This window comes from Streptomyces himastatinicus ATCC 53653, from assembly GCF_000158915.1.
Lineage (GTDB): Bacteria > Actinomycetota > Actinomycetes > Streptomycetales > Streptomycetaceae > Streptomyces > Streptomyces himastatinicus.
This window is the reverse complement of record NZ_GG657754.1, coordinates 260,378-287,087: the sequence shown is the minus strand read 5'-3', so window position 1 is coordinate 287,087 and position 26,710 is coordinate 260,378. Positions and strand designations below refer to the sequence as shown.

24 protein-coding genes and 1 pseudogene are annotated in these 26,710 nt (G+C 71.6%); 13 read left to right on the top strand and 12 right to left on the bottom strand.

What is annotated here, in order from left to right:
* The coding region (locus tag SSOG_RS53060; protein WP_245606184.1) for a methionine ABC transporter ATP-binding protein at window positions 1-511 on the bottom strand (511 nt) is incomplete at its 3' end.
* A gap of 597 nt (window positions 512-1,108) precedes the next feature.
* Between SSOG_RS53060 and SSOG_RS01225 the strand changes: the two genes are divergently transcribed.
* The 10 genes and pseudogenes from SSOG_RS01225 to SSOG_RS01190 all read left to right on the top strand — a co-directional run bounded on the left by SSOG_RS01225 (window position 1,109) and on the right by SSOG_RS01190 (window position 10,659).
* On the top strand, window positions 1,109-2,485 hold the full coding sequence (locus SSOG_RS01225) for an FAD-binding oxidoreductase (RefSeq protein ID WP_050799717.1): 1,377 nt from the start codon (window positions 1,109-1,111) through the stop codon (window positions 2,483-2,485).
* Window positions 2,486-2,559: 74 nt separating this feature from the next.
* On the top strand, window positions 2,560-3,735 hold the full coding sequence (locus tag SSOG_RS01220) for an aminotransferase-like domain-containing protein (protein ID WP_009712361.1): 1,176 nt from the start codon (window positions 2,560-2,562) through the stop codon (window positions 3,733-3,735).
* Window positions 3,732-4,271 carry a GNAT family N-acetyltransferase gene (locus tag SSOG_RS01215; protein WP_009712360.1) on the top strand — a complete coding sequence of 180 codons (540 nt, stop codon included), beginning with the start codon at window positions 3,732-3,734 and terminating at the stop codon, window positions 4,269-4,271. Before SSOG_RS01220 ends, SSOG_RS01215 begins: the two co-directional genes overlap by 4 nt.
* The gene (locus tag SSOG_RS01210) at window positions 4,264-5,880 is read left to right on the top strand and encodes an ABC transporter substrate-binding protein (protein WP_009712359.1); all 1,617 of its coding nucleotides are present in this window, start codon (window positions 4,264-4,266) and stop codon (window positions 5,878-5,880) included. Before SSOG_RS01215 ends, SSOG_RS01210 begins: the two co-directional genes overlap by 8 nt.
* Complete coding sequence (locus tag SSOG_RS01205; protein ID WP_009712358.1) at window positions 5,877-6,860, top strand: ABC transporter permease; 984 nt, start codon at window positions 5,877-5,879, stop codon at window positions 6,858-6,860. Before SSOG_RS01210 ends, SSOG_RS01205 begins: the two co-directional genes overlap by 4 nt.
* Window positions 6,857-7,540 carry an ABC transporter permease gene (locus SSOG_RS01200; protein WP_009712357.1) on the top strand — a complete coding sequence of 228 codons (684 nt, stop codon included), beginning with the start codon at window positions 6,857-6,859 and terminating at the stop codon, window positions 7,538-7,540. Before SSOG_RS01205 ends, SSOG_RS01200 begins: the two co-directional genes overlap by 4 nt.
* A complete protein-coding gene (locus SSOG_RS54635) occupies window positions 7,540-7,680 on the top strand; it encodes a hypothetical protein (RefSeq protein WP_208867312.1) in 141 nt (46 codons plus the stop codon). Before SSOG_RS01200 ends, SSOG_RS54635 begins: the two co-directional genes overlap by 1 nt.
* Window positions 7,677-8,189 (top strand): annotated as a pseudogene (locus SSOG_RS55375) (ATP-binding cassette domain-containing protein); the annotation flags it as partial. The gene SSOG_RS54635 and the pseudogene SSOG_RS55375, both read left to right, overlap by 4 nt.
* A gap of 205 nt (window positions 8,190-8,394) precedes the next feature.
* The gene (locus SSOG_RS55370; protein WP_009712355.1) at window positions 8,395-9,348 is read left to right on the top strand and encodes an ABC transporter ATP-binding protein; all 954 of its coding nucleotides are present in this window, start codon (window positions 8,395-8,397) and stop codon (window positions 9,346-9,348) included.
* Between the two features lie 225 nt (window positions 9,349-9,573).
* Window positions 9,574-10,659, top strand: coding sequence for a tetratricopeptide repeat protein (locus SSOG_RS01190; protein WP_009712354.1), 1,086 nt, complete (start codon window positions 9,574-9,576; stop codon window positions 10,657-10,659).
* Between the two features lie 55 nt (window positions 10,660-10,714).
* Here SSOG_RS01190 and SSOG_RS01185 read toward each other — a convergent pair whose 3' ends face one another.
* From SSOG_RS01185 to SSOG_RS01175, 3 genes are all read right to left on the bottom strand, one after another.
* Window positions 10,715-11,137 carry a PPOX class F420-dependent oxidoreductase gene (locus tag SSOG_RS01185; RefSeq protein ID WP_009712353.1) on the bottom strand — a complete coding sequence of 141 codons (423 nt, stop codon included), beginning with the start codon at window positions 11,135-11,137 and terminating at the stop codon, window positions 10,715-10,717.
* Window positions 11,138-11,297: 160 nt separating this feature from the next.
* Window positions 11,298-12,095 carry a thioesterase family protein gene (locus SSOG_RS01180; RefSeq protein ID WP_009712352.1) on the bottom strand — a complete coding sequence of 266 codons (798 nt, stop codon included), beginning with the start codon at window positions 12,093-12,095 and terminating at the stop codon, window positions 11,298-11,300.
* Window positions 12,096-12,130: 35 nt separating this feature from the next.
* Complete coding sequence (locus tag SSOG_RS01175; protein ID WP_245606183.1) at window positions 12,131-13,390, bottom strand: MFS transporter; 1,260 nt, start codon at window positions 13,388-13,390, stop codon at window positions 12,131-12,133.
* Between the two features lie 100 nt (window positions 13,391-13,490).
* On the opposite strand from SSOG_RS01175, the gene SSOG_RS01170 reads away from it, so the two are divergent.
* On the top strand, window positions 13,491-14,402 hold the full coding sequence (locus SSOG_RS01170; protein WP_039940431.1) for a LysR family transcriptional regulator: 912 nt from the start codon (window positions 13,491-13,493) through the stop codon (window positions 14,400-14,402).
* Window positions 14,403-14,546: 144 nt separating this feature from the next.
* Window positions 14,547-15,761 carry an alginate lyase family protein gene (locus tag SSOG_RS01165; protein WP_009712349.1) on the top strand — a complete coding sequence of 405 codons (1,215 nt, stop codon included), beginning with the start codon at window positions 14,547-14,549 and terminating at the stop codon, window positions 15,759-15,761.
* 72 nt (window positions 15,762-15,833) lie between these two features.
* Here the strand turns inward: SSOG_RS01165 and SSOG_RS01160 are convergent, their stop codons facing one another.
* From SSOG_RS01160 to SSOG_RS01140, 5 genes are read right to left on the bottom strand one after another with little or no spacing between them, the layout of a single operon-like run.
* On the bottom strand, window positions 15,834-16,832 hold the full coding sequence (locus SSOG_RS01160) for an ABC transporter ATP-binding protein (RefSeq protein ID WP_009712348.1): 999 nt from the start codon (window positions 16,830-16,832) through the stop codon (window positions 15,834-15,836).
* The gene (locus SSOG_RS01155) at window positions 16,825-17,838 is read right to left on the bottom strand and encodes an ABC transporter ATP-binding protein (protein WP_009712347.1); all 1,014 of its coding nucleotides are present in this window, start codon (window positions 17,836-17,838) and stop codon (window positions 16,825-16,827) included. Before SSOG_RS01155 ends, SSOG_RS01160 begins: the two co-directional genes overlap by 8 nt.
* On the bottom strand, window positions 17,835-18,794 hold the full coding sequence (locus SSOG_RS01150; protein WP_009712346.1) for an ABC transporter permease: 960 nt from the start codon (window positions 18,792-18,794) through the stop codon (window positions 17,835-17,837). Before SSOG_RS01150 ends, SSOG_RS01155 begins: the two co-directional genes overlap by 4 nt.
* 14 nt (window positions 18,795-18,808) lie before the next feature.
* Window positions 18,809-19,738, bottom strand: coding sequence for an ABC transporter permease (locus tag SSOG_RS01145; RefSeq protein WP_009712345.1), 930 nt, complete (start codon window positions 19,736-19,738; stop codon window positions 18,809-18,811).
* Window position 19,739: 1 nt separating this feature from the next.
* On the bottom strand, window positions 19,740-21,305 hold the full coding sequence (locus SSOG_RS01140) for an ABC transporter substrate-binding protein (protein WP_009712344.1): 1,566 nt from the start codon (window positions 21,303-21,305) through the stop codon (window positions 19,740-19,742).
* 429 nt (window positions 21,306-21,734) lie between these two features.
* Here SSOG_RS01140 and SSOG_RS01135 point away from each other — a divergent pair, with 429 nt between their 5' ends.
* Window positions 21,735-21,980, top strand: coding sequence for a hypothetical protein (locus tag SSOG_RS01135; RefSeq protein ID WP_039936264.1), 246 nt, complete (start codon window positions 21,735-21,737; stop codon window positions 21,978-21,980).
* A gap of 3 nt (window positions 21,981-21,983) precedes the next feature.
* On the opposite strand, the gene SSOG_RS01130 is transcribed toward SSOG_RS01135, so the two are convergent.
* The 3 genes from SSOG_RS01130 to SSOG_RS01120 form a co-directional block, all read right to left on the bottom strand.
* Window positions 21,984-22,604: an L-threonylcarbamoyladenylate synthase gene (locus tag SSOG_RS01130; protein WP_009712342.1), complete on the bottom strand. Its 621-nt coding sequence runs from the start codon at window positions 22,602-22,604 to the stop codon at window positions 21,984-21,986.
* 82 nt (window positions 22,605-22,686) lie between these two features.
* Window positions 22,687-24,735, bottom strand: a complete 2,049-nt coding sequence (locus SSOG_RS01125) for a SpoIIE family protein phosphatase (RefSeq protein ID WP_009712341.1) — start codon at window positions 24,733-24,735, stop codon at window positions 22,687-22,689.
* Complete coding sequence (locus SSOG_RS01120) at window positions 24,728-26,611, bottom strand: APC family permease (RefSeq protein WP_050799716.1); 1,884 nt, start codon at window positions 26,609-26,611, stop codon at window positions 24,728-24,730. Before SSOG_RS01120 ends, SSOG_RS01125 begins: the two co-directional genes overlap by 8 nt.
* Window positions 26,612-26,710: the final 99 nt, after the last annotated feature.

Genomic DNA, 26,710 nt, shown 5'->3' with positions numbered 1-26,710 from the left:
GGTCCGTCCGCAGCTCGCGCAGCAGGGCCAGGACGGACCGGGTGGCGACGGGGTCGAGACCGGAGGTGGCCTCGTCGGACAACAGCACCTTGGGGCGCAGGGCCAACGCCCGGGCGATGCCCACGCGCTGGCGCTGGCCGCCGGACAGCTGCGCGGGGTAGTCGTCGGCCCGGTCCGCGAGGCCGACCCGCTCCAGCAGTTCGGCCACGCGGCGCTTCTCGTCCCGTGCGGTCACCCCGAGATACCGCAGGGGCATCGCGACGTTCTCCGCCGCCGTACGCCTGCGCAGCAGATTGGCGGACTGGAAGACGGTTCCGATGGCCCGCCGCGCGGGGCGCAGTTCACGCTCCGGAAGGTCCGTCACATCGGTTCCGGCCACCCACACCCGTCCGGATGTGGGGCGTTCGAGCAGATTGACGCAGCGTGCCAGGGTGCTCTTCCCCGCGCCGCTGGGGCCGACGACGGCGCCGATGGTGCCCTGCGCGATGTCCAGGTCAACTTCATGGAGCACCGGCCGCGCACGGGTACCGGTACCGAAGGTTTTATGCAGTTTCTCTACACGGATCACCGTGTGGACTCCTCGACGCTCTGAAGAGAGTGCGGGCGGGCACGCCGAAGGGAGACGGGCCGGCCCCGAGCGGGAATGAGATCAGTGAGAGAAACAGGCGGCACTGGTGATCACCATGTGATCGACCGTGCGGCGGCGCGTGCTGAAGAGGGTCCGCGACATGGGATGGGATGCTCACAGTCCTCTCTGGCCAGGTCAAGAACGGACCGCATGGTGAGATGGGCGGGGTGTCCGGTGGCCGTCCGCCGTTCCGCATGGTGGTCGCTTCTTGACCAGTACACGAATGCCGGTGTTGGGTAACGCCCATGGCCTCCACGCTTTTGGTGCACCGCCACCACGTCGACTTCGGTCGAGTGGTGAGCGCGCAGTGTTGTTGAGGCATTGACGGCTGCCCTTCGGGCGCCTTCCTTTTTCACTTGTTTCTGACGTGATCCGTCTGCCCGTGCGGGCCGGTGCTCTCGTGCGCCATGAGCTTTGACGGCTCGTCAACTCGTCTGCGTCGGCACCGAAGCGGCCACGCATCCCCTGAGGAAAACCACCGTGACCGACACGTTCCTGCGGGAGCTCGGCCAAGCCCTCGCCGACACGTCCGCGCCCCTGCTCGACGAAGCGGACGTCCTCCCGTACCTCGACGACCGCTCCGGAACGGCCGGGGCCCGGGCGCTCGCCGTCGTACGCCCCGGCGACGCGGCCGAGGTCGCCACCGTCCTGACACTCGCCCACCGGCACCGCGTCCCCGTGGTGACCCGTGGCGCGGGCACCGGCCTCTCCGGTGGCGCGACCGCCGTCGACGGCTGCCTGGTGCTCAGCACCGAGCGGCTGAACCGCATCGTGGAGATCTCGCCCGAGGACGAGGTGGCCGTCGTCCAGCCCGGGGTGATCAACGCCGACCTCAACGGCGCGCTGGCCGCGTACGGGCTGTACTACGCGCCCGACCCGGCCAGCCACGCCATCTCCACCATCGGCGGCAACATCGCCACCAACGCGGGCGGCCTGCGCTCCGCCAAGTACGGCGTCACCCGTGACTCCGTCCTGGCGCTCGACGTCGTACTCGCCGACGGAACCGCCCTGCGCACCGGGCACCGCAGCGTCAAAGGGGTCACCGGACTGGACCTGACCGCCCTGTTCGTCGGCTCCGAGGGCGCCCTCGGAGTGATCGTCGGCGCCACCGTACGGCTGCGTCCGCTGCCCGCCGCCACCGCCACGGTCAGCGCGTACTACCCCTCCGTACGCGCCGCACTGGACGGCGTACGGCAGATCTCGCGCACCGGTGTCGTCCCGGCGGTCGCCGAACTGATCGACCACGCCAGCCTCCGCAACATCGACGAGCACAGCGGCTCCCGGCTCACCGACGGCGGCCACGTCCTGCTGCTGGTGCGGACGGACGGCCACGCCGCCGCGGCCGAGGCCGAGGACATCGCCGCGGCGCTGCGCCACACCGGCGGGGACGCGCGCCGGGTCACCGATGAGGCGGAGGCCGAACGGCTGTGGGAGCTGCGCCGTTCCGGACGCGGCCGGACCCGCCCGCTGTGGACGGTCGGCGAGGACGTCGCCGTACCCAAGTCGAAGGTGGCGCGAATGTACGAGGAGGGGGAGCGGATCGGGCGACGGTACGGGCTGGACTTCGCGGCCGTCGCCCACGCCGCCGACGGCAATCTGCATCCGGTGCTCTCCCGGCCCGTCCCCGAGGGCACCCCCGCCACCTCCCCCGCGCCACCCGAACTGGACGCGGCAGCCGATGAGTTGGTGCGCGCGGCGCTGGCCCTGGGTGGGACCATCACCGGCGAGCACGGGGTCGGTGTCACCAAGCGGCGCTGGCTGGAGGACGAACTCGGCGCGGCCGGACTCGCGCTCCAGCGCGGCGTCAAGGCCGTGTTCGACCCGCTCGGCATCCTCAACCCCGGCAAGGCCCTCTGAACGCCCTGCCCGCCGAGCCGCCCCCGGCGCTCCGGCCACCCACCGAAACACCCACCTGCTCTGGAGAACACCTCATGGCCCTCTCCCGCCGCGGCGCCGACACCACCGCCCTGGGCGGCTTCGGCGCCCCGCCACCGGCCGGAGTCCCCGGCTTCCTCCCGCTCACCAGCGGCACCCCCGCCGACGAGGCACTGCCGGTCAAGGAGCTGGCCGAGGCCGCGGCCGGCGTGCTCGGCGGCCCGTCGGCAGCCGCCGCGTTCCAGTACTCCGGTGTGGAGGGGACACCGGAGCTGCGCGCCTGGATCGGCCACTACGAAGGGGTCCCCGCGGACCGTGTGCTCGTCACCAACGGGGCACTGCATTCGCTCTCGCTGGTCTTCGACGCCCTGCTCGACCCCGGCGACCTGGTCGCGGTCGAGGACCCGGGCTACCCGCTCGCGCTGCGCGTCCTCGGCCGGTCCCATGTCACGTATCTGCCGGTCCCCACCGGGCCGGACGGCCTGGACATCGACGCCCTCGCCGGGGCGCTCGAAGACGGCGCCCGCCCCAAGGTGCTCTACACGGTGCCCGACTTCCACAACCCCACCGGGGCCACGCTGCCCGCCGCCGCCCGCGTCCGGCTCGTCGAACTCGCCGAGGCTTACGGCTTCACGGTCGTCGCCGACAGCCCGTACCGCGAACTGCGGTACTCCGGCGACCCCGTCCCCCAACTGAGCACCGACAGCGACCGAGTGGTCCGCGTCAACAGCTTCTCCAAGACCCTCGGGCCCGGACTGCGCCTCGGCTGGATCATCGGCCCGCCATGGCTGCTCCCGGCGGTGGCGCGGCTGCGCGCCAACCAGGACCAGCACTCCTCGACCTTCACCCAGACCATCGCCACCGCACTGCTGACCACGCCCGGCCTCTTCGACCGCGTCACCGCCGACGCACGGGCGCTGTACGGGCGCCGGGCGCGCGCCCTCCACACGGCGCTCGCCACGGCGCTCCCCGGCCGCATCGAGGCCCGGCTGCCGGAGGGCGGGCTGTTCCTGTGGGCCACCGTGGCGGACGAGGGCCTGGATCTGCACGCGGCGCGGGCGCGGGCCCACGCCCTCGGCACCGACTTCGGCGTCGGCAGCCTCTTCTCCCCGCCCGGCGGCACCGGATCCCCGGGGCGCATCCGGCTCGGCATCGGCGCGGTGGCCGAGGACGACGTGGCCATCGCGGTGGGCCGACTGGCCGAGGCACTGAAGCCGGAGGCGGCCCGATGACCCATACACCGACCGCCCTCTCAGCGCCGGCGCCCAGCGGCCCCGTCCACTGGGCGGCACGCGGGTGGGACGACCCGGCGGCCGTCGAACTGCGGGCGCTGATGGACGTCGAGATCAAGGCGCGGTACGCGAAGTACGGGCCACGCCCGCATCTGCCGCCCCCGCCCACCCCCGACGAGGTCGCCGTCACCTGGGTCGCCTTCGCCGGATCCGGTGAACCCGTCGCCACCGCCTCGCTGCGGGCGCTCTCCGGCGGCCGGTGGGAGATCAAGCGGGTGTTCGTACGCGCCGACCACCGCGGGCGCGGGCTGGCCGTGGCGGCGCTGGCGGCCGTCGAGGCGTCCGCCGTCGAGCGGGGCATCACCCGGCTGATGCTCCAGACCGGGATCGAGCAGCCGGAGGCCGCCGCCCTCTACACCCGCGAGGGCTGGCATCGCATCCCGGCGTATCCGCCGTACGCGCTCGACCCGTACAGCGTCTGCTTCGCGAAGCCCCTGCACACCGCCCGCGACGCCGAGCGGGGGCGCCATGCGTAACCGCCGTCTCCTCGCCGCCGCCCTCGGCGCGCTGCTGCTGCTCGCAGGCTGCGCGCCCTCCGGGGCCGGGGCCCGCACCTCCGCTGCGGGCAACTCCCTGACCTGGGGCGTCACCACGGAGCCGCAGTGCTTCGACCCGCACCGCTCCACACAGCAGAACGCGTTCATCATCATCCGCAACTACGTCGACTCGCTGATCGCGAAGAAGCGGGACGGCACCTTCGCGCCCTGGCTGGCCACGCACTGGAAGATCTCCGACGGCGGCACGGTCTACACCTTCCGGCTCCGCGACGATGTGACGTTCAGCGACGGCACCCGCTTCGACGCGCGGGCCGCGAAGGCCAACTTCGACTACGTCGCCGACCCGGCGAACGCGGCTGACGCCGCCAGCCTGCTCGTCAACTACCAGCGCAGCACCGCGCCCGATCCGCACACGCTGCGGATCGAGCTGAAGAACCCCGACTCCTCGCTCCTGGAGTCGCTCTCCAGCGTCAAGCTGGGCTTCCTCTCGCCGTCCTCGCTGAAGAAGGGCGACACGCTGTGCAACGCGAGCCGGTCGCTCGTCGGCACCGGCCCGTTCACCCTCGACAGCTACACCCGCGGCCAGTCCGTACGCTTCCGCAAGAACCCCCGCTACGACTGGCCGCCCGGCTTCTCGCGGCACCGGGGCCCGGCGTATCTCGACGCCGTCACCTACCGCTTCCTGCCCGAGTACTCCACTCGTTCCGGAGCGCTCGCCTCGGGCCAGGTGGACGCCATCGAGGGCGTACAGCCCCTGGACGTACCGCTGTTCAAGGGCGTCAAGGGCTTCCGGTACCTCACCGGCCCTTCCCGGCAGACCTCGTTCACCCTCAACATCAACTACACCCGGGGGCCCGGCGCCGACATCCGGGTCCGGCGCGCGCTGCGCGACGGCGCCGACCTGGACGCGGTGGTGAAGGCCGTCTACCGGGGCACCGTGCCGCGTGCCTGGTCCAACATCGGCCCCGACAACTCCGACTACGACGCCTCGCTGAAGAACACCTGGGGCAACGACCCGAAGAAGGCCAACCGGCTGCTGGACGAGGCGGGGTGGACCGGACGCGACGGCGACGGCTACCGCACCAAGGACGGCGAGCGGCTCACCCTCGAGGTCGGCTATCCCCAGCCGTATGTGCGCGACAACCGCGATGTGCTGATCGAGGCGCTCCAGGCCGAGCTGCGGCAGAACATCGGACTCGACCTCGATCTGAAGATCAACACCGCCGGGGAGTTCACCGACCAGAAGGCCACCGGCAACTGGAGCATCTACCCGAACACCCTCAATCCGCTGGACGCCGGGCTGGAGCTGCGACAGGTCCTCGGCAGCACCGAGTTCCTCTACGGCAATGTCCACGGATACGACAGAAAGCTCGACGCCATGATCAACCGGGCCCTGGCCACCACCGACCTGGAACGGCGCCGCCCCCTGCTCGCGAAGATCCAGCGGCGCGCCGTGGACCGGGCGTACATCGTCCCGCTGTTCGCCCCGCACTACCAGATCGCCGCCTCCGACACGGTCCACGGGCTCGGCTTCGAGACCCAGCTCGACTCGCCCGCCACCTCCTACGCGGTACGGGTCGGCCGATGACCACGGCCCCCGCCACCACCGACCGCCCCGCGGACACCCGCCCGGTCCGGCCGGGAGCCGTGGCCCGGCGGCGGATCGCCACCCGCGTCGCCACCGGTCTCGGTGTGATGTGGGCGGCCGCCACCGTGGCCTACGTCGTGCTGCACTCCATGCCGGGAAAGATCGAGGACATCCTGCTCGGCGATCAGACCTATCCGGGCGCCCAGGAGGCGGTCGCCGCCGATTGGGGCCTGGACCGGCCGCCTCTCGTGCAGTACCTGGACTATCTGGGACGGCTGCTCCACGGCGACCTCGGCACCTCCTACGCGATGCGGCAGCCGGTCGCCGCCATCGTCGGTGACCAGCTGTGGCCCACGGCCCAACTGACCCTGCTCTCAGCGGTGTTGGCCCTGATCCTTGCCCTGTCGGTGGCGATCGCCACCGCGGGCCGGGCGCGTCCCCTGCGCGCGGTGGCCTCACTGGCCGAACTCGTCGCCACGTCCACGCCGGTGTACTGGCTCGGGATCCTGCTGCTGATGGTGTTCTCGTTCGAGCTGGGCTGGTTCCCGGTTACCGCCGACCGCGGGGCGGCCTCCCTCGTCCTGCCCGCCGTCACCCTCGGCCTGCCCATGGCCGGACTGCTGTCCCAAGTCCTGCGGGAAGCACTGGAATCCACGCTGGAGCAGCCGTTCATCACCACCGTACGGGCGCGGGGCGTCGGCGAGACCCTGGTACGGCTGCGCCACGCCCTGGCCCATGCACTGCCACCGGTGATCAACCTGGGCGGCTGGATGATCGGCAACCTGCTCGGCGGCGCCGTCATCACCGAAACGGTCTTCGGCCGCCCCGGGCTCGGCGCCGTCACCCTGACCGCCGTGACCAACAAGGACGTGCCGGTCGTGCTCGCCGTCGTCCTGCTCGCCGCCTTCGCGTACGTGGTCATCTCCACGCTCGTCGACATCGTCAACCTGCTCATCGACCCGAGGCTGAGGACCCGATGACCCCACGTCTTGGCCTGCTGCGCCACACCGGCACCGCCCTGTGCGCCGCGCTCATCGCCGTATCTCTGCTCGCCGCCGCTTTCCCCGGCCTCTTCGGCGACACCGACCCGCTCCGCTCCTCGATGCCCGAATCCCTCCAGGCCCCCGGCGCGCGGCACTGGTTCGGCACCGACCTGCTCGGCCGGGACGTGTTCGCCAGGGTCGTGCACGGGGCGCGCTACTCCCTGCTGCTCGGGGTGGCGGCCATGCTCATCAGCCTGGTCCTCGGCCTGCTGACCGGTGTCCTCGCCGGGCTGTCCGGCCGGGCCGCCGACGAGGCCGTGGCGCGGGTGCTCGACGTGGTCTCCGCGTTTCCGGGCGTACTGCTGGCGATGCTCGTGGTGGTCTTCACCGGGCCCGGCGTCCTCAACATCGCGGTGGCGATCGGCATCTCGGGCGTACCGAAGTTCGCCCGGGTGATCCGGGCGCAGACCCGGGCGGTGAAGGACGCCGGATACGTCACCCACGCCGTCGTCCAGGGACGCGGCCGCGGCTGGATCCTGGCACGGCACATCGCCCCCAACGTCCTGGTCGCCATCCCCGTCATCGCCACCATCGACATCGGCACCTCGATCGTGGCCGTCTCCGGGCTGAGCTTCCTCGGCCTGGGCCCCAGCCCCCGGTGCCCGAGTGGGGCGTGATGCTGTCCGAGGGCCGCGACATCCTCCGTACCGCCTGGTGGGCCGGGCTCTTCCCGGGTCTTGCGATGACCGCCACCGTGATCGCCTTCACCGTGGTCGGCCGCAAGCTGCAACTCCTCCTGGAAGGCAGGACCTCATGACCGCAAGCGATCCGGCCGCCGCCCGCCCGCTCGTCGAAGTGGACGCGCTGCGCATCGGTTTCCGCGCGCGCGGCGGCACCGTACCCGCCGTGCACGGCGTCTCGTTCGCCGTCCACCCGGGGGAGTGCGTGGCGATCGTCGGCGAATCGGGCTCGGGCAAGAGCGTCACCGCCCGCTCCCTCGTCGGGCTGAACCCCCGGGAGGCGGTGACCCGGGCCGACGCGCTGCGGGTCGACGGCCGGGACGCGACCCGCTTCTCCCAGCGGGACTGGCGTGCGCTGCGCGGCCGGTTCGCCGGGCTGGTCCTCCAGGATGCGCTGGTCTCCCTCGACCCGCTCCGTACCGTGGGCCAGGAGGTGGGCGAGGCGATCCGGCACCACCGGCTGGTGCCCCGCGCCCGGGCGCGCGAACGCGTCCTGGACACCCTGCGGGCGGTCGGCATGCCGGAGCCGGAGCGGCGCATCGACGCCCATCCGCACGAGCTGTCCGGGGGACTGCGCCAGCGCGCCCTGATCGCCTCCGCCATCGCCGCCGAACCCGAGCTGATCATCGCCGACGAGCCCACCACGGCGCTGGACGTGACCGTGCAGCGGCAGATCGTCGAACTCCTCGCCGCCCGCGTCGCCGACGGTACCGGGCTGCTGCTGATCAGCCATGACCTGGCCGTCGTCGCGGACATCGCCGACCGCGTCCTGGTGATGGAACGCGGCCAAGGTGGTGGAGGACGGGCCGGTGCGCGAGGTGCTCCGGCGCCCCCGCGCCCCGTACACCCGGGAGCTGCTGGCGGCGATCCCCTCGGCCGCTTCGCGCGGCGCGCGGCTGGCCGGCGACCGCCCCGCGGCCACCGCCGCCCGCGGCGAACCGGCCTCCCCGCGGCGGTCCGACGACGAGGTGGTCCTGGAAGCGAGCCGCCTGACCAAGACGTACGCCCTGCGCGGCCCCGGCCAGGAGCGGTTCACCGCCCTGGACGACGTGTCGTTCCGGCTCCACCGCGGGGAGGCGCTGGGCATCGTCGGCGAGTCCGGTTCGGGCAAGACGACCTGCGCCGACATCGTGCTCGCCCTCACCCGGCCCGACTCCGGCGAGGTACGGCTGCACGGCCGCCCCTGGAGCGTGCTGACCGAGCGGGAGCGCAGGGCCTCGCGCCGGCTGGTCCAGTACGTACCGCAGGACCCGCTCAGCTCCTTCGACCCGCGCTGGACCGTGGGCCAGGTGCTGGCGGAGAACATCCCGCGGCAGGACTCCCGGGCCCAGCGGCGTGATTTGGCCGTCGCCGCCCTCGAACGCGTCGGGCTGACCGCAGGTCACCTCACCCGCCGCCCCCGCTCGCTGTCCGGCGGCCAGCGTCAGCGGGTGGCGATAGCGCGGGCGCTGATCGCCGAGCCGGAGATCATCGTGTGCGACGAGCCGCTGTCCGCGCTGGACGTCCTGATCCAGGCCCAGGTGCTCGACCTGATCGCGGACCTGCGGGCGGAACTCGGCACCTCGCTGCTCTTCATCTCGCACGACCTGGGCGTGGTGCACCATCTCGCCGATCGCGTACTGGTGTTCAAGGAGGGGCGGGTCGTGGAGCGGGGCGATGTGGACGAGGTCCTGAAGGCCCCGCGCCACGCCTACACCCGGGAACTGCTGGCCTCGCTCCCGGGCCAGGCACTGCGCACCACCTGACGTGGCGGGTTCCCGGGCGGCCCTCCGGCCGTCCGGGACACCCAAGGTGGATGACACGGATCCGGAACAACCTCCCCGGGCCGTATCGCGTCTTGATCGGCAGCGGACGCGCGGCGGCCCATGGAGAGAAGGGTCGTTTGCGGCCTGCTATGCACGTGATGTATAGACGCGGTGCATAGTGGGTGCTCATGCGCTTCCGCCGGAACCACCGACGGAAAGGCATCCATGTACGGCAAGGCATTCGCCCCGGAGTACCAGGGCTCCCTCACCACCACCCTGTCCGTGAACTCATCGCTGGTCGACGTACTGGCCGCGGGTACCGAGCAGTTGCGGGCGGCCGAGCGGAGCGGCTGCCCGCGTGAGACGGCACGCGTGGGGCTCGCGGTGGCCGAGGCCCACCGCAGACTGGGACACGTGGCGGATGCCGACCGCGAGTGGAAGGCCAGCTACCGGGCGGCCCGTACGGCGGGGGACGCCGGGGCGATGGCGTGGGCGCTGTGGAGCGGCGGCACGCTCGCCCGGCAGCGGGGCGCCCTGACGCTGGCGTGGCGGCTGCTCGGCTTCGCGGCCGAACTCGGCGAACACGGCGGGGACATCCTCGCCCGCGGCTACTCGCTCGCGGGCCTGGCGGAGACGGGCCGTATCCAGGGGGATTACGAAGCCGTGAGCGCGCTGCACGAGCAACTCCTCGCCGAGGCGCGGGAACGTGGCGAGGCGCGGCACACCGTATGGGCGCTGGAGGGCATCGCCCAGATGCATCGCAACACCGGGTCCTACGACACGGCGTACGCGATGTTCGAGGAGTCCGCGGCGATCGCCGCGCAGGCCGACGACCGGCGCGGACACGCCTGGGCGCTGCGCGGTCTGGCCGACATCGTCTCGGTGCGCGACGGCGACGCGGACCGTGCGCTGGAGCTGCTCGCCGAGGCGGAGGTGACGTGCCGCACGATGAACCTGATGAGCGCGCTGGCCTACAACCACAAGATGCGCGGCAATGTGCTCTACCGCGCGGGCCGCTACGCGGAGGCGCGTGACATCTACCAGGAGGCGCTGACCGAGTTCCGCACCATGAGCGAGCCGCGCGGTGAGGCCCTCGCCAGGCTGGGGCTCGTCAAGTCCCTGGCCCGGCTGGGGCGTGACCGGGACGGGACGGCCGCCGATCTCGCCGAACTGGCCTGCGTGCTGGACCGCATCGGGCTGCGGCACGCCCGCCGGATGGTGGACCGCGCACGGGTGGAGCTCGGCATCACGGAGGACGCGGAGGGGGCGACGGCGTCCCCGGAACGCCTGAGGGAGGCCGCCACCGCCTGATACGAATGACCCCGCCCCGGCCCCGGACGGGCCTGGGGCCGGGGCGTTCGACGGCTTACGCGGAAGCCTGGTCGTTGTCCTTCATCGAACCCCACCCGTGCCACCGCTCGACCTCGATCCAGGCGCTGGTCCGGGCGCGGACCCGGTCCGGATACTGGCTGCCGATGTAGTGGTGGGCGATGCGGTCGATGTCGGCCAGGCCCTCGTCCTCACGCGTCTCGACGACACGTCCGATGAGGGTGACATGGGTGTACCAGTCGTCCTTGTCCATGACGGTGAGGGTCACCCGCGGATCGCGGCGCAGATGCTTCAGCCGTACCCGGCCGTCGTCCAGGTTGACCAGGACACGGCTGTCCTCCCACGCGTACCAGGTGGGAGTGGACACGGGGGTGCCGTCCGAGCGCACGGTGGCCATGACGGCCGGATTGGGGCGGCGCAGCAGGGCGACGGCCTCGGGCGGCAGCGGCGGCTTGGACATGAGAACTCCTTGCTGACGGGTGGCGGGGCGAGCCGTGGGAAATGGCGGGCCCCGCGATGCCCGGATGGTACGTGACCGGGCGTGCCCGAGCACAAGGGCGGCCCCTGTCCGGAGGCGGCCGAGCGGGTGCGGATTGCGGAGAGTGGACGACGGGTGCCCGTCAGCGGTCGGCGACCAGCAGGGTCTGGAGGATGCGACCGCAGTCCCCGGCCTCGTCGTCGAGCTGCCCGAGGGCCAGCCCGGACCCATGGGGGCTGGCCGCGGTGGCGGCGCGTATGCAGAACCATTCGCCGACGGGTTCCCGGTGCAGCGCCAGCGTGATGTCGGTGTTGATGACGAACCCCTGCTGATGGTCGAGTTCGAAGGCCACGGCCCAGTTGCTGTCGGCCAGCGTGAGGGCGCGGGTCAGGGGGGTGTCCTCCTCGCCGGCCACCAGCGGAATGCGCTGCCGCGCCCAGGCCGTGCCCGGACCGGGTGTGTCGAACGCCTTCCCCGGCTCGAACCGCCACTCCATCGCGGAGAGGTAGCCGTCCAGGTGAGCGCCCGCCATCGTCCGTGCGGGCTGCGCCTCCGGCAGCTCGGGCGGGGCCGGAACCGGCCGCAGCGACGGGGTGCCGGCCGGGCTGGCGGCGATTTTCCAGGCCCGTGCCACCAGCACGCTCTTGCCGTCGGAGGTCAGCTCGCCCTCCAGCAGCTCGGTGCGCCCGCCCGAGCGGAGCGTACGGACGTGGACCTCCAGCTCGCCCACGGGAACCGGGCGCGGCAGATCCAGCGTGATGCGGGCGATGCGCAACCCCTCCCGGGCCGCGTGCCGTTCCAGCGCCCTGCCCAGCAGCGCGGAGGGAGGGCCGCCGTGCTGCGTCTTCGGGCTCCACGGCCCCGCCGTGGCGGGACTGGACGCGTATCGACCGCCGCCCAGGTGCCGATAGAAGGACTCGGGCAATGATTCCGTATTCACCGGTTCGCCTCTCCGCTGGCTGTGTCGGGGCCACCCTAGTTTTCGGCGCGGACGGTGACCGCCGTGAGCGTGACCACCGCCAGCACGGCAGCGCCGACGAGGATCGCGGGCGGGGAGAAGACCCCGGTGAACAGGGTGATGACGTAGGGGGCGAGGAAGCCCAGGTAGGCCATCGTCCAGAAGTACGAGGTCAGGCGCGCCAGCTGGTGCGGCGGCGCGAGGGCGGCGACCTCGGTCAGGCCGTACGCGACGCACAGGCCGTACCCGGCGCCGAGCACGACCGAGGCGAGCAGCGCGATTACGGGCTGGGCCTGTGCCGCGGCGAGCGCGGAGACCAGCAGTCCGAGGGCGACGGCGGCCAGTCCGATGGCGCCCGTGGCGACCCGGTGCCGGGCGGCGAGCGACCGCGCGAACGGCGCCACGATGATGCCCGCGCCCGGGGTGACGGCGGTGATCACACCGGCGTAGACGGTCTCCCAGCCCTTCAGGTCGCCGTCGACCAGCCCGGGCAGCGTGGCGAAGGCCACCGCCGGGGCGATGAACACCCACGGCGCCACCGGGGCCACCATCCGGCGGAACTCGCGCGCCGGGGCGCGCCGCTCGTCCGGTGCGACGGATGCGGGAGCGGCCGATTCCGCACCGGAGTGGGCCGGGGAGGACTCGGGGGCCCGGGCGGCGCACAGCGCGGCGACGGCGGAGAGGATCAGATGCGGGACGTAGGCGGTGACCATGGGGTGCGGGGCCCACTGGGCGATCAGGGAAGCGGCCAGACCGCCGGTCGCGAAGCCCGCGGACAGGAACAGGCCGGAACGGCGGGCCGCCACCCCCGGGTTGGGCGCGGCGCCGTACGGGGGCGAGGACAGCTCCTTGATCCAGGCGCTGCCCGCCGCCAGCAGGGCACCCGCGCCGATCCCGGTCAGGAAGCGCCCGGGCCACAGGAACGCGGAGGCGCTGGGGCCGATCATCAGCAGGCAGGTGGCCAGCGCCGATGAGCCCAGCGCGAGGAAGACGACGGGGCGGCGGCCCCGCCGGTCGGCGAGCGGCCCGCCCAGCAGCAGGCCGGGGATCAGGCCCAGCACATAGATGCCGAACAGGGCGGTCGTATCGGCCGTGGTCAGACCCAGATCGCTGCGGTAGGCGCCCAGCAGGGCGGAGAACTGGTTGGCGCTCCAGCCGGAGGCCGTCATCACCCAGCCCGCCCTGAGCCAGTGCCGTGGCGCGGGGGCTGTGGCGTCCGGCGGCGGGGCGGGAGCGGAGGTCGAGGATGGAGCGGTCGTGGCGGCGTACTTGCTCATACTCACCGTTGTACGGGCCGTCCGGCGCCCGGCGCCGCCTCCGTTCAGGAATCCTGAATGCCGTCGTGACCACGCGCGATACGGTCGTATCGTGGCCGGTATGGATCTGCGCAAGCTGTCCTCGTTCCTGGCGGTCGTCGAGGAGGAGCACTACGGCCGGGCCGCCTCGCGGCTGTTCCTGTCGCCGGCCGCGGTCACCCAGCATGTGCAGCAGCTGGAACGGGAGTTCGGCGCCCGGCTGCTGGACCGCGGCAGCGGTCCCGTCGTGCCGACCGTCGCCGGACAGCGGCTCGTCTCCCACGCCCGCACCCTGCTCGCCGCAGCGAACGCGGCCGTCGAGGACGTGACCGAGGCCGCCCTCGCCCCGCCGAGGGGCATGCGCACCCTGCGGGTGGGCATCATGGGCCACGGCTCGGCCGAGGTCACCCCCGCCGCCGTCAGCGCCTTCCGCCGCGCAAGGCCCGAAGTGCCGCTGGAACTCGTGCAGTTGACCTTCACCGAACACATCAGCGCGCTGCGCGAGGACCGGGTGGACGTGGCCTTCGTGCGGCCCGCCTTCGAGGCCGAGGGCATCGAGGTGGACCTCATCACCGCGGAACAGCGGATCGTCGCGGTCCCGGCCCGCTCCGCCCTCGCGGACGCCGCCGCGACCGGCGTCCGGCTGGCCGACGTCATCGACCTGCCCTACCTTCAGCTGCCCCCGCACACCCCGCGCACCTTCACCGACTACCTGTACTTCGAGACCGGCGAACACCGCGCACCCGACTACGCCCTCACACCCCAGGACATCCTCACCAGCGTGGCGGCGGGCCGTGGCGCCGGATCGGGGCTGGCGTCCTTCGCCCGCTACTACCGCTGGCCGGGCGCCCGGTACGTACCGGTGCTGGACGCCCCCCGCGCCCACAGCGTCCTCGCCACCCGCACCACGGACACCAACCCCGAAGTGCGCATCTTCCGCGCTCTGACCGTGGCCCTGGCCCGTGAGATGGACACCGGCACCGGGGAATCCTGACAGGGACACCCGCGCCACCTGGTCGTACTGACCTTTTATGGACAAGGAGATGAACACCGGCCACATACGCGAGCATTGACAAGTGTTGACATGCCCACGACTATTCCTCTGGTCCAGGCCAACGAGCATGGAAGAGGTCAACGGATGGCACGAGCCGGAACCAGATTCAGATCCAGAACCAGAACCGCGCTGCTCAGTGTGCTCGCCCTGCTGGCCGGGCTGTTGAGCCTTCAGCTCACCGGCCCGGCCCCGCGGGCGAGCGCCGCGCCGACCACCTTCACCCACCCCGGGGTGCTGGTGAGCCGGGGCCAGCTCGACTATGCCCGGGCGAAGGTGCAGGCCGGGCAGCAGCCCTGGAAGGCCGCGTACGACAACATGATGGCCAGCTCCTACGCCTCACTGTCGCGTAACCCCAAGCCCCGCGCCATCGTGGAATGCGGATCGTCGTCCAACCCCAACAACGGCTGCACCGAGGAGCGTCAGGACGCCATCGCGGCCTACACCCAGGCGCTCGCCTGGTACTTCACCCGGGACACCAGATACGCCAAGAAGGCGATCGAGATCATGGACGCGTGGTCCGCGACCATCACCGATCACACCAACAGCAACGCCCCGCTCCAGAGCGGCTGGTCCGGATCCACCTGGCCGCGCGCCGCCGAGATCATCAAGTACACCTACGACGGCGGCTGGGCGAACTCCGGCCGCTTCGCCACCATGCTGCGCACCGTGTACCTGCCCGAGGTGATCAGCGGCGCCGAGACCAAGAACGGCAACTGGCAACTGGTCATGACCGAGGCGGCCATCGGCATCTCCGTCTTCATCGAGGACCGCACCAGTTACGACAAGGCCGTCAGCACCTACCTCGCCCGCGTCCCCGCGTATGTCTACCTGACCGCCGACGGCGATCTGCCCGAGCCGCCCGCGAACAGCAGCATCGACACCGAGGCGGAGATCGTCAAGTACTGGCAGGGCCAGAGCACCTTCACCGACGGCCTCTCCCAGGAGACCTGCCGCGACTTCGGGCACACCGGATGGGGCATCGCCTCCATCGCGGACATCGCCGAGACCAGCCGCATCCAGGGCCAGGACCTCTACCCGAAGATCCAGGAGCGGCTGCGCCAGACCCTGGGCTTCCACACCACCTACGAGAACGGCGCCACCGTGCCGTCCTGGCTGTGCGGCGGCTCGGTCAAGAAGGGCCTCGACGAGGTCACCGAGGTCGGCTTCAACGCCCTCCACAACCGGCTCGGCATCGCGATGTCCAACACCCAGAAGTACACCGAGGCGCACCGCCCGTCCGGCACCGACAACTACTTCAACGCCTGGACGACCCTCACCCACGCGGACAACCCTTCCTGACCGTCCCCGTCCATGGCAGGAGCGGCGGGCCGGACGTTCGCATCGGGACGTCCGGCCCACCCCTGACCGGCATCAGCCGTCGAGCGGGAAGTGGCACAGGGCCTCATGCGGCTCGCGCCCGGTGTGCGCCGCGGGTTCGCGGCTGATGGCCGCGGGGGCGGTCTCGGCGCAGCGGGGCTCGCTCTTCCAGCAGCGGGTCCGGAACCGGCAGCCCGAGGGAATGCCGTACGGGGAGGGGATCTCCCCGCGCAGCGGGATCTCCGTATCGTGTGCCGCCCCGGACACCTCCAGCCGGGGAGCGGAGGACATCAGGGCGGCGGTGTAGGGGTGCAGCGGCCGGTCGAAGACATCGTCGGCGCGGCCGTGTTCGATGACCTTGCCCAGGTACATCACCGCCACCCGGTCGGAGACGTACCGGACCACGGACAGGTCGTGGGAGATGAACACATAGGAGACGCCGAGCCGCTCCCGCAGCTCGGAGAGCACATTGAGCACCTGGGCCTGCACCGACAGGTCCAGCGCTGACACCGGTTCGTCGCACACGATGAGGTCGGGTTCGAGGGCCAGCGCACGGGCGATGCCGATGCGCTGCCGCTGCCCGCCGGAGAACTCGTTCGGGTAGCGGTGGGCGTCGCTCTCCCGCAGTCCGACGAGGGACAGCAGCTCATGGACCCGGCGGTCCCGCTCCCGTGCGGTGGGCACGATGTCGCGGTGGGTGCGCCACGGCTCGCCGACGAGGTCGGCCGCGGACATCCGCGCGTTGAGCGAGGCGAACGGGTCCTGGAACACCATCTGCACCCGGCGCCGCCACGCCAGCAGTTCCCTGCCCTTCAGGGTGAACGGATCGGTGCCGTCGAAGCGCACCGATCCCGCGTCCGGCCGCTCCAGCCCGAGCACCACCCGGGCCAGGGTCGACTTTCCGCATCCGGACTCGCCCACCAGGCCGAGGGTCTGTCCGCGCTCGACCCGGATGTCGACTCCGTCGACCGCGGTCAGCCGGCGGCGACCGTGGCCGAACGACTTCGTCACGCCGCGGACGTCGAGCAGGGGTGTTCCGGGGTTCTCAGCCACGGTCGAGCTCCTCGGAGAAGTGGCAGGCGGCCGAGCGCGAGGCGCCCACGGGCTCCAGCGCAGGGCGCTCCCGGGCGCAGCGGTCGTCGGCCAGCGGGCACCGGGCCTGGAAGACACAGCCGGACGGCACCGCGCTCAGTTCGGGCGGACTGCCGGGGACGGCGGGCAGCGGACGCCCCCGGACGGCGTGTTCCGGTACGGAGTCCAGCAGCGCCCTGGTGTAGGGGTGGCGGGGGCGGGAGAACACCTCTCGCACCGGGCCGGCCTCCACCACGTTGCCCGCGTACATCACCACGACGTCGTCCGCGTGCCGGGCGACCACCGCCAGGTCGTGGGTGATCAGCACGAGCGCCATGTCCCGCTCCGTCTGGAGGTCCCGCAGCAGCCGCATGATCTGCGCCTGCACGGTGACGTCGAGCGCGGTCGTGGGCTCGTCGGCGATCAGCACATCGGGATCCAGGGCGACGGCCATCGCGATCAGCAGCCGCTGGCGCATGCCACCGGAGAACTGATGCGGATACGAGCGGGCCCGCAGCCGGGGCTCGGGGATGCCGACACGCGTCATCAGCTCGACCGCCTTCTCCGCGGCCTGGCGGCGTGACAGCCCGCGATGGATGCGGAACGGCTCGGCGAGCTGGCGGCCGACCGGCTGCACGGGGTTGAGCGCGGCCAGCGCGTCCTGGAAGACGATCGACAGCACGGGACCGGCCAGCTTTCTGCGCTCGGCCCGGCCCAGCCCCACCAGCTCGGTGCCGGACACCCGTACCGAGCCGCCCGTCACCTCGGCCACCGGGTCGAGCAGCCCGGCGATGGACAGTGCGGTCATCGACTTCCCGCAGCCGGACTCGCCGAGGAGCGCCAGGGTGCGCCCCTTATGCACGCCGAAGCCGACGCCGTCCACGGCGCGGACCGTGCCGGAGGGGGTGTGCAGATCGACGCGGAGCCCCTCGACCTCGAGTGCGGGGCGGCCCGTCGCGGTGGGCGAGGGGAGGGCGGACGGCTTCACGCGATCATCTCCGGGGGTACGGCGGCCCGCTCGCCGCGCCGCTTGCGGGGCAGCGTCAGCCGCCACCGCTGGCCGGGGTCGGTGGCCAGGCGCACCCAGGCGGCGAGCACCGTGGCCGACACCGTGGTGAGCATGATGGCGAGCCCCGGCAGCACCGCGATCCACCAGGCCGTCTGAAGGTATTGGCGCCCCTGGGCCACCATCAGCCCCCAGCTCACCTCGGGCGGCTGGATGCCGATGCCGAGGAAACTCAAGGACGACTCGGTCAGCATGACGAAGCAGAAGTCGAGCGTGGCCACGGTCAGCAGGGTCGGCAGCGCGATCGGCAGGAGGTGCCGCCGGATGATGGCCGAGGCGGGCGTGCCGAAGGTCCGGGCCGCGTCGACGAACAGACGGCTCCTCAGCTCGGCCGCCTCCGCGCGGGCGGTGCGCAGATAGACGGGGATGCGCGCGACGGCGAGGATCAGCACGATGTTCATCGCGCTGGGCGTGAACACGTACAGCACGACCACCGCGATCAGCAGGGACGGAAAGCTGAGGATGACATCGGCGACGCGCATCGCGACGTTCTCCCGCATGCCTCCGTGGTATCCGGCCCACAGCCCCAGGGCGGAGCCGATCAGCAGCGAGCACAGCACCGCGGGCACCGCGATGGACAGCGTCGTCGCGGCGGCGTCCACCAGCCGCGCCAGCACGCTGCGGCCCAGGACGTCCGTGCCGAGCAGCCCGTAGAAACCGTGGTCGAGGGAGGGCGGACGCAGCGAGGCGCGCAGATCCTGCCGTACCGCCCGGTCGCCGAGGAACAGCCGGCCGAACAGCGCGACGAGGAACACCAGGGCCAGGACGACGGCCGCGGCGGCCGCGCCCCGGTCCCTGCCGAGCAGCCGCCACCAGCGGGGCGGCCGGGTACGCGGTGAGGTGGCCGCCGGCGAAGTGCGGTCGTCGGGCGCGGACATGGTGGCTCCTTCGCTCACGCCGGCACCGCCTGGCGCACTCGGGGGTCGATCAGCGCGTGGCAGACGTCGACGAGGATGTTCAGCGCGAAGATCGTCACGGCGGTGAGCAGGACGGCGGCCTGCAACACCGCGAAGTCGCGCTGGAGAATCGAGTCGATCATGAGCTTGCCGATCCCGGGCCAGCCGAAGACCGTTTCCACCACCACCGCGCCGTTGACGAGGCCGACGGCGAGATCCCCGGCGACGGTCAGGACGGGCGTAATGGCGTTGCGCAGGGCGTGCCCGAACACCACGCGCGTGGCATCGGCGCCCTTGCTGCGGGCGACCTTGACGTAAGGAGCCGACAGCGCGCCGACCATGCTGCCGCGGACCACCTGGACGAGTACCCCGAACGGGCGGATCAGCAAGGTGGCCAGCGGCAGCACCCACACCTCGGGACCGCCCAGGGTGCCGGAGGTCGGCAGCCAGTCCAGAGCCACTCCGAAGACCAGCACACCCATGATGGCGAACCAGAAGTCGGGGATGCTGGCCGCGGTCATCGACAGCAGCCCCGCGAGCCGGTCGACGGCCGACTGGGGCCGGTAGGCGGCGAGGCTGCCGACCAGCAGGGCGCCGAGGACTGCCAGCAGCATCGTCATCCCGGCGAGCTGGAGGGTGACGGGAAACGCCTCCAGCACCATCGCGTCGGCGGGCTCCCCGGTGCGCAGCGATACGCCGAAGTCGAGCCGCGCGGCATTGCCGAGGTAGTCCCACAGCTGCACCGGGACGGAGTCGTCGAAGCCGTGGGCGGCGGAGAACTCCGCGCGCTGCTCGGGGGTGGCGCTCAGGGGGAGGTAGAGGTCGACGGGGTTGCCGGTGAGGCGGGCCAGACAGAACACGCCCAGCACCACGAACACCAGGGGGATCGCGCTGGAGATGATGCGCTTGCGCAGGAAGGACGCCATGTCAGTGGTTCCCCGCCTTCACCGGGCGGACCTCGGCCAGCCGCATCTCGTCCCCGGTGGCGGAGTCCGGGCGGTACCGCACCGAGGGCGACAGCCCGAGCAGCCCGCGCATATGGGCCAGGTAGGCGTACTGCGCCACCTTCTCGTTCTGGTAGGCCAGCACCTCGGCGAAGGCCTTTTGGCGGGCCTTGCCGGACAGGGCGTTCGCCGCGGCGATGCGGCGGTCGAGCCGCGCGGTGCCGAAGGTGGACTGGGGGCCGTCGCTCAGCAGGTACTGACTGGTGGTGAAGGCGGCGTCCCCGGCCTGGTTGCCGTGCATGATGAGCAGCGCGATCGGCCCGACACCGCGGGGGAGCGGGCGCAGCTGGTACTGGAGGTGGGTGGCGGTGTCCGCCATCCGGATCCGTACGTTCAGCCCGATACGCGCCATCTGGTACTGGAGCGCCTCGGCCACCTCCGCGATCCCGGCGAACTGGCCGTTGCGCGCGACGAGGGTGATCCGCCGCTTGACCGGGACGCCGTCGGCGGCCGCCCGCCCGACCAGCGCGCGGGCCGCGGCCACCCGGTACGGGGCGGTGGCGAGGCCGTCGTTGTGGCCCACCACGCCGGGCGGGACGAGCTGCGCGGCGGGCTTGGCGAGTCCCCCGAGCAGCGCGTCGACGATGCCCGTGCGGTCGACGGCCATGCCGATCGCCCTGCGCACCCGGATGTCGTTCAGCGGCGCCTCACGGCCGTCCAGCCGCAGGGCGGTCGTCTCGTTGTTGGGGTAGGCGACGGTGCTGTCCTTGGTCGCGTCCACGGGGTCCAGCGCCGTCGCGATGTCGGCCTCGCCCTTGTCGATCATCGCGGCCCGGACGCTCGCGTCGCTGCGCCACACATATCTGGCGCGGGGGTAGGCGGGGGCCTTGCCCCAGTACGTCTCGTTGCGGGCGAGGGAGATCGAAACCCCGGTCTCCCACTTCCTGACGGCATAGGGGCCGGTGCCGACCGGTATGCGCACCTTGGCCCCGGTGCTGGTGGTGCGCGGCACGATCTCGATGAAGCTGAGCCGCAGCGGGAGGATGGGGTCGGCCTTCCGGGTGGTGACGGTCAGCCGGGTGGGGCTGACGGCGCGCACGTCGATCTTCTCGTCGCCGAAGACATAGCCGTCCACGTTGCACGCGAGGTCGGAGTTGACGGCGCGTTCGATGGAGAAGGCGGCGTCCTTGGCGGTGAAGGGCCGCCCGTTCTGGAAGGTCACGCCCGAGCGGATGCCGAAGGTCCACGTCGTGGGCTTCGTCTGCCGCCAGCCGGTCGCCAGCAGCGGTTCCAGCCTGCCCGATGTGGGGTCCCGTTCCACCAGCGGTTCGGTGACGTTCGAGCGGACGACGACTCCGGTCGCGGTCAGCGACGACTCGCAGGGCTCCAGCGTCGGGGGTTCCTGGGTGAGCACCACCCGCAGCGTGCCGCCGCCCGCGCTCCCGGCATCACCGGCGGCATCGCTGTTCGCCACGGCACACGCGCTGGTCACCAGCATCGTCCCCGAGACCACAAGGGTGAGCACGGTCCGCGCCCGGTCGGATCTCATCCTGGCCCCCGAGACTGTCTACATGTGCGTACTCGGTCTGCATTTATAAACGCCGAAGCTAAGGCCGAGGTGGTGGGGCGTCAAGAGATCTGACAGAAGGGGCAGTTGAGTCAACCGAAGGTTTACGCCTCATCCGGACGGCGGGCGGTGGTGAGCCCCGGGCCGGGCGCGTCACCTCCAGCCCGATGCCGCACCCGGCGTCAAGTACGCGCATCCCGGGGCAAATGCCGAGTGAACGGCGCATGGCCCGGTGGATCGCCCGCACACCCGGCAGCCGGTCCACCCTCCAACGGAAGCCCGCGAGGCCCCGATTCGGCCGGTGCCGGGACGCCGTGTGTGAAGGGGGTGTGATCGCCGGACCCTGCCTGCTCAGCGGGGCGGCGGATGACCTTAGACTGCCCTCGTCTTCAAGTCGATCAGGAGCACCACATGCAACGCCGCCTCGCCCCCGCCCTCGCTCTCGTGGCCGTGACCGCCCTCGCACTCACCGGGTGCGCGCAGGACTTCGAGAAAGGCCCGGAGGGGAAGGTCACCGAGAAGGTGAAGGACGGGAAGAAGTTCTATCTGGTCGTCGATCCCGCCAAGGGGGGCGAGGAGAAGAAGTTCCGGGTCAGCAAGTACGACTACCACGACTGCAACCGGGGTTCGAAGTACCCCAAGTGCATCGACGATTAAGTCCTATTCGAACCGCGCGGTGTCGCCCGCTCCCCGGCGTACGATCTGGGCCTCACCGTCGGAGAAGTCGATGACCGTGGTCGGCTCGGTACCGCAGTCTCCCGAGTCGACCACGGCATCCACCACATGGTCGAGCCGCTCCTTGATCTCCCAGCCCTGCGTCATCGGCTCGTCCTCGCCGGGCAGCAGCAGGGTGCTGGACAGCAGCGGCTCACCGATCTCGGCGAGCAGCGCCTGAGTGACGGTGTGGTCCGGAATCCGCACCCCGACCGTCTTCTTCTTCGGATGCGGCAGCGCCCGCGGCACGTCCTTCGTCGCGGGGAGGATGAAGGTGTAGCTGCCGGGCGTCGATGCCTTGATCGCCCGGAACACATCCTTGTCGATGTGCACGAACTGACCCAGCTGCGAGAAATCCTGGCACACCAGGGTGAAGTGGTGACGGTCGTCGAGATTGCGGATCGACCGGATCCGGCTGATGCCGTCGCGGTTGCCCATCTGGCAGCCCAGCGCGAAGCAGGAGTCCGTCGGGTAGGCGACAAGCGCGCCGGAGCGGATCCTGTCGGCCACATTGCTGATCGTGCGGGCTTGAGGATTGTCGGGGTGCACATCGAAGTACTTCGCCATCCGCCGAGCCTAATCGATCGCCGGGAACCTGCGCAGAGTGATGATCGGGAAAAGGTGCGGGGAGCCGTACCCGTTCCGCCGCTCACTCCGTGACCGGCAGCTTCTGCTCGCACCAGATGGTCTTTCCCGCGGTGGTCTGGCGCGTGCCCCAGTTGTGGCTGAGCTGGGCGACGAGCACCAGCCCGCGGCCGCCCTCGTCGTAGGCGAGGGTGCGCCGCAGATGGGGTGTGGTGCTACTGGCGTCGGACACCTCGATGATCAGCTTGCGGTCGCGGATCAGCCGCAGGTGGATCGGCACTGCGCCGTAGCGGATGGCATTGGTGACCAGCTCGCTGACCAGCAGCTCGGTGATGAAGGTCAGATCCCACAGCCCCCATGCGTCGAGCTGCTCCACGGCCAGCTTCCGGGCCTGTATGACCAGGGCCGGGTCGTCGGCGATGTCCCAGCCGGCGACCCGGTCGGGGGTCAGGGCGCGGGTACGGGCGAGCAGCAGGGTGATGTCGTCCGCCGGGCGGTCGGCGGCCAGGGTGCGCAGCACGGTGTCGCACGCCGTGTTCAGTGATGCGTCCGGCACCGACAGCGCGTCGCACAGCTTGGTCAGCCCCGCGTCGATGTCGCGGTCGCTCGCGCGCACCAGACCGTCGGAGTACAGGGCGAGGGTGCTGCCCTCGGCCAGGTCCAGCTCGGTGGTCTCGAACGGGAGGCCGCCCACTCCGAGGGGCGGGCCGGTGAAGCCGCACATCAGATCGGCCCGGCCGCCGGGGGTGACGAGGACGGGCAGCGGATGACCGGCCGAGGCCAGCGCGCAGTGCCGGGCGACCGGGTCGTAGACCGCGTACAGACAGGTCGCTCCCACCCCGCCGGTGGTGTCGGTGTCCTCTTCGGGGGTGTCCCGTTCGTCATCGGTGAGGTGGATGACCAGGTCGTCCAGGTAGGTGAGGAGTTCGTCGGGCGGCAGGTCGACATCGGCCAGGGTGCGTACGGCGGTGCGCAGCCGTCCCATGGTGGCGGAGGCGTTGATGCCGTGGCCGACCACATCCCCGACGACGAGTGCCACGCGGCTGCCGGACAGCGGGATCACATCGAACCAGTCGCCGCCCACTCCGGCCCGCGAATCCGCCGGAAGGTAGCGGGACGCCACGTCGACGGCCGTCTGCTGGGGCAGATGCCGGGGCAGCAGATTGCGCTGGAGCGCCAGGGCGGTGGCCCGCTCACGTGTGTAACGGCGCGCGTTGTCGATGGCCGCGACGGCCTTGGCGGCCAGTTCCCCGGCGTCGGACAGATCGCTGTCGGTGAAGGGCCGGGTGTCCTGCGTACGCCAGAAGGCCACCATCCCCAGCACACTGCCCCGCGCCCGCAGCGGAGCCGTGATCAGCGAGCGCATGCCGTGGTCCAGCACCGCCCCGGCGGGCTCGGGGACCAGCGCCTGCCAGTCGACGCAGGCCCGCAGATCGGGTTCGATCCTCGCCCGCCCGCAGGGCGAACCACGGGCCACCGGATCGCACAGGGCAAGCCGGGGCGGCCCGCCCACGGGGAGCAGCGGATGGTCCCGGCGGACCCCGGCGACGGCCACCCGGCGCACGTGTGTGACACCCTCCGAGGGCATCTCCTCCCCGGCCAGGACGCACACCGCCAGATCGACGGTGACGAAGTCGGCGAACCGGCCCACCGCCACCTGCGCCAGCTCCTGCGCGGTCCGCTCCGCGTCGAGGGTGGCGCCGATGGCCGTGCTCGCGTCGTGCAGCAGCTTGAGGCGGTCATGCGCCGACCGCGCCCGGTCTCGCTGGCTGAGGGCGCGAACCGCCAGCTCCGAGACGGCGAGACCGATGGCGAGCAGCAGAGCCGCCGTCCAAGCCTCCTGGGCGCTGGTGACGGACAGCGCCCCCCACGGACGGGTCAGGAAGAAGTCGAACCAGATGGTGGCCGACAGCGCCGCGACCACTCCGGCGCTCCGGTACCCCAGGGCGGCCACGGCCACCACCACCGCCACCAGCACGAGAGACGAGTCGGTCCGGGGGAAGGCGGTACGGAACGGCACCAGCAGCAGGGAAACGATCAGCGGCCCCACCAGGGCAAACGCTATCGCTGTCCGGAAGTTGCTCAGCCAGCGCACACCATGCCACTTACCCACCCGAATGCGGATTTACCATATCGGCCGCAGGGCGGTTCGGGGGCGCGGGGCACTCCTCCGCGAGGGCCCGGTCGAGTTGCTCGGTGCGGAAGCCGCTGCGCACGGCCCACTGGTAGCTGACCAGCGCGAGGGCGACGACGGCGAGCAGGTCGTACGGCTCGCCCAGCGGTGGCGTGGCGAGGGGGCCGAACGCACCGTAATGGGAGACCGTCAGGACGGCGAGGAGCGTGGCGATCAGCCAGACACCGGCGTCCAGATGCCGCCGTCCCTCCGCGGTGCTGGCCGCTCTCAGCGCGGCGAGGAACAGCGCCACGGTCGCCACCATGGCCCCCATGTACCAGGGGAAGTCCCAGCCGTCCGGTCGCTGGGCCCCGCCGATGTGCATGAACCAGCCTCCGCGCACGGTGACCACGATCCAGGCCACGAGGAACGCGGTGGACAGGGTCCACCCCGTGCCGCGGCGGACCCAGCCGCTGCGCACCGAGGTGTAGGCGCCGTACACGGCCAGTCCGGCGAAGGTGATGATGAGCAGCTGGACGAGCGCGGAGAACCCGGCGGCGTAGACGATGAACAGCCCGGCGGCGTAGCCGGTGGGTGCCCACAGCCGGATGGCGGGCAGCCGCCAGGTGCTGGGGAGGTCCGGCGCGGTGCGGCGCAGGACGGGCAGGATGGCGCTGCCCATGAGATAGCTGAGCACCAGCCCGGCGGAGACGACGGAGACGAGCTGGTACCAGCTGGGGAAGGGCAGCAGGAACAGCGCGCTCACGACGAGTGCGGTGATCAGCGAGATCCAGGGGATGCCGTACCGGTTGACCTTGGCCAGGGGCGCGGGGGCGTAGGCGTCGACGCCGAAGGCGTAGGAGGCGCGGGCGGCGCTGCCCAGGGTGACCCAGCCGTTTCCGGCGGGGGAGACGGCGGCGTCGATGAGCAGCACGGTGGCGAACGAGCCGAACCCGGCGGCGCCCAGCGCGGAGAACAGGGGCGAGGACGCCCAGTCGCTGCTGGTCAGCCCCGCCCAGTCGCCCGGGACCAGGCCCGCGTCCTGCCAGTCGAGAGCGCCCAGGAAGCCGATCTGTAGCCCGAGGTAGATGACCATGGGAATGAGGATGGATCCGATGACGGCGAGAGGGATGTCGCGCCGTGGGTTGCGCGCCTCACCGCCGTAGTCGAGGACCTGGCGCGAGCCCAGGTAGCCGAAGGCGATGCCGCCGATGGCCAGGGCGTGGACGATGCCGCCGGGGCCGGTGGGGAGGAAACCGCCGTGGGCATGGAAGTTGCTTCCCTTGAAGGCGGAGAACAGCAGGATGAAAGTGGCGACGGGAACCACCACTTTCCACACCGTCACCCACGTGTTGACCTTGGCCAGCAGCCGGACTCCGAAGAGATTGAGCACGAAGAACATCAGCAGGAGGGCGATGCCGCCCAGGATTCCGGCCGGCCAGTCGAGGACGGTCGTTCCGCTGTCGATCCGGACCAGCTGGAGATGCGGGTAGCGGCCACCGAGGTACGTCAGGACGGCCTGGGCCTCGACGGCCGGAAGACACACGGTGCCGATCCAGTAGCCCCAGCCCGTCACCCACCCCGCGAACGCGCCGTGGGAGAGGGCGGGGTAGCGGACGATGCCGCCGGAGCGGGGGAAGAGGGTGCCCAGCTCGATCCAGGTCAGGGAGACGATGATGAAGAGGACCGCGCCGATGATCCAGGAGAGGACGGCGGCGGGACCGGCCACGGAGGCCGAGGAGAGGACGGCGAACAGCCAGCCCGAGCCGATCTGGGTGCTGACCCCGAGCAGGGTGAGCTGCCACAGGCCGAGGCTGCGGTGGAGCTTGCCGTCGGGGCTTTTCGCCCCGTCCGACGGGGCGGTTAGGGTAGTCACGAATCCTCCCAGGGGATTCAGCGGCCCTGTCTCATTGGCGTGAGGTGTGGTGGGCCGCGGGACCTGTGTGTCCGAGGGGACGGCCTCCTGGCCGGGAGG

Coding starts and splice junctions, on each gene's coding strand:
- SSOG_RS01200 (WP_009712357.1), top strand. CDS start 6,857: ATGACCCCACGTCTTGGCCTGCTGCGCCACACCGGCACCGCCCTGTGC.
- SSOG_RS01135 (WP_039936264.1), top strand. CDS start 21,735: ATGCAACGCCGCCTCGCCCCCGCCCTCGCTCTCGTGGCCGTGACCGCC.
- SSOG_RS01140 (WP_009712344.1), bottom strand. CDS start 21,305: ATGAGATCCGACCGGGCGCGGACCGTGCTCACCCTTGTGGTCTCGGGG.
- SSOG_RS01205 (WP_009712358.1), top strand. CDS start 5,877: ATGACCACGGCCCCCGCCACCACCGACCGCCCCGCGGACACCCGCCCG.
- SSOG_RS01215 (WP_009712360.1), top strand. CDS start 3,732: ATGACCCATACACCGACCGCCCTCTCAGCGCCGGCGCCCAGCGGCCCC.
- SSOG_RS01190 (WP_009712354.1), top strand. CDS start 9,574: ATGTACGGCAAGGCATTCGCCCCGGAGTACCAGGGCTCCCTCACCACC.
- SSOG_RS01170 (WP_039940431.1), top strand. CDS start 13,491: ATGGATCTGCGCAAGCTGTCCTCGTTCCTGGCGGTCGTCGAGGAGGAG.
- SSOG_RS01150 (WP_009712346.1), bottom strand. CDS start 18,794: ATGTCCGCGCCCGACGACCGCACTTCGCCGGCGGCCACCTCACCGCGT.
- SSOG_RS01165 (WP_009712349.1), top strand. CDS start 14,547: ATGGCACGAGCCGGAACCAGATTCAGATCCAGAACCAGAACCGCGCTG.
- SSOG_RS01220 (WP_009712361.1), top strand. CDS start 2,560: ATGGCCCTCTCCCGCCGCGGCGCCGACACCACCGCCCTGGGCGGCTTC.
- SSOG_RS01185 (WP_009712353.1), bottom strand. CDS start 11,137: ATGTCCAAGCCGCCGCTGCCGCCCGAGGCCGTCGCCCTGCTGCGCCGC.
- SSOG_RS54635 (WP_208867312.1), top strand. CDS start 7,540: ATGCTGTCCGAGGGCCGCGACATCCTCCGTACCGCCTGGTGGGCCGGG.
- SSOG_RS01175 (WP_245606183.1), bottom strand. CDS start 13,390: ATGAGCAAGTACGCCGCCACGACCGCTCCATCCTCGACCTCCGCTCCC.
- SSOG_RS01210 (WP_009712359.1), top strand. CDS start 4,264: ATGCGTAACCGCCGTCTCCTCGCCGCCGCCCTCGGCGCGCTGCTGCTG.
- SSOG_RS01130 (WP_009712342.1), bottom strand. CDS start 22,604: ATGGCGAAGTACTTCGATGTGCACCCCGACAATCCTCAAGCCCGCACG.
- SSOG_RS01145 (WP_009712345.1), bottom strand. CDS start 19,738: ATGGCGTCCTTCCTGCGCAAGCGCATCATCTCCAGCGCGATCCCCCTG.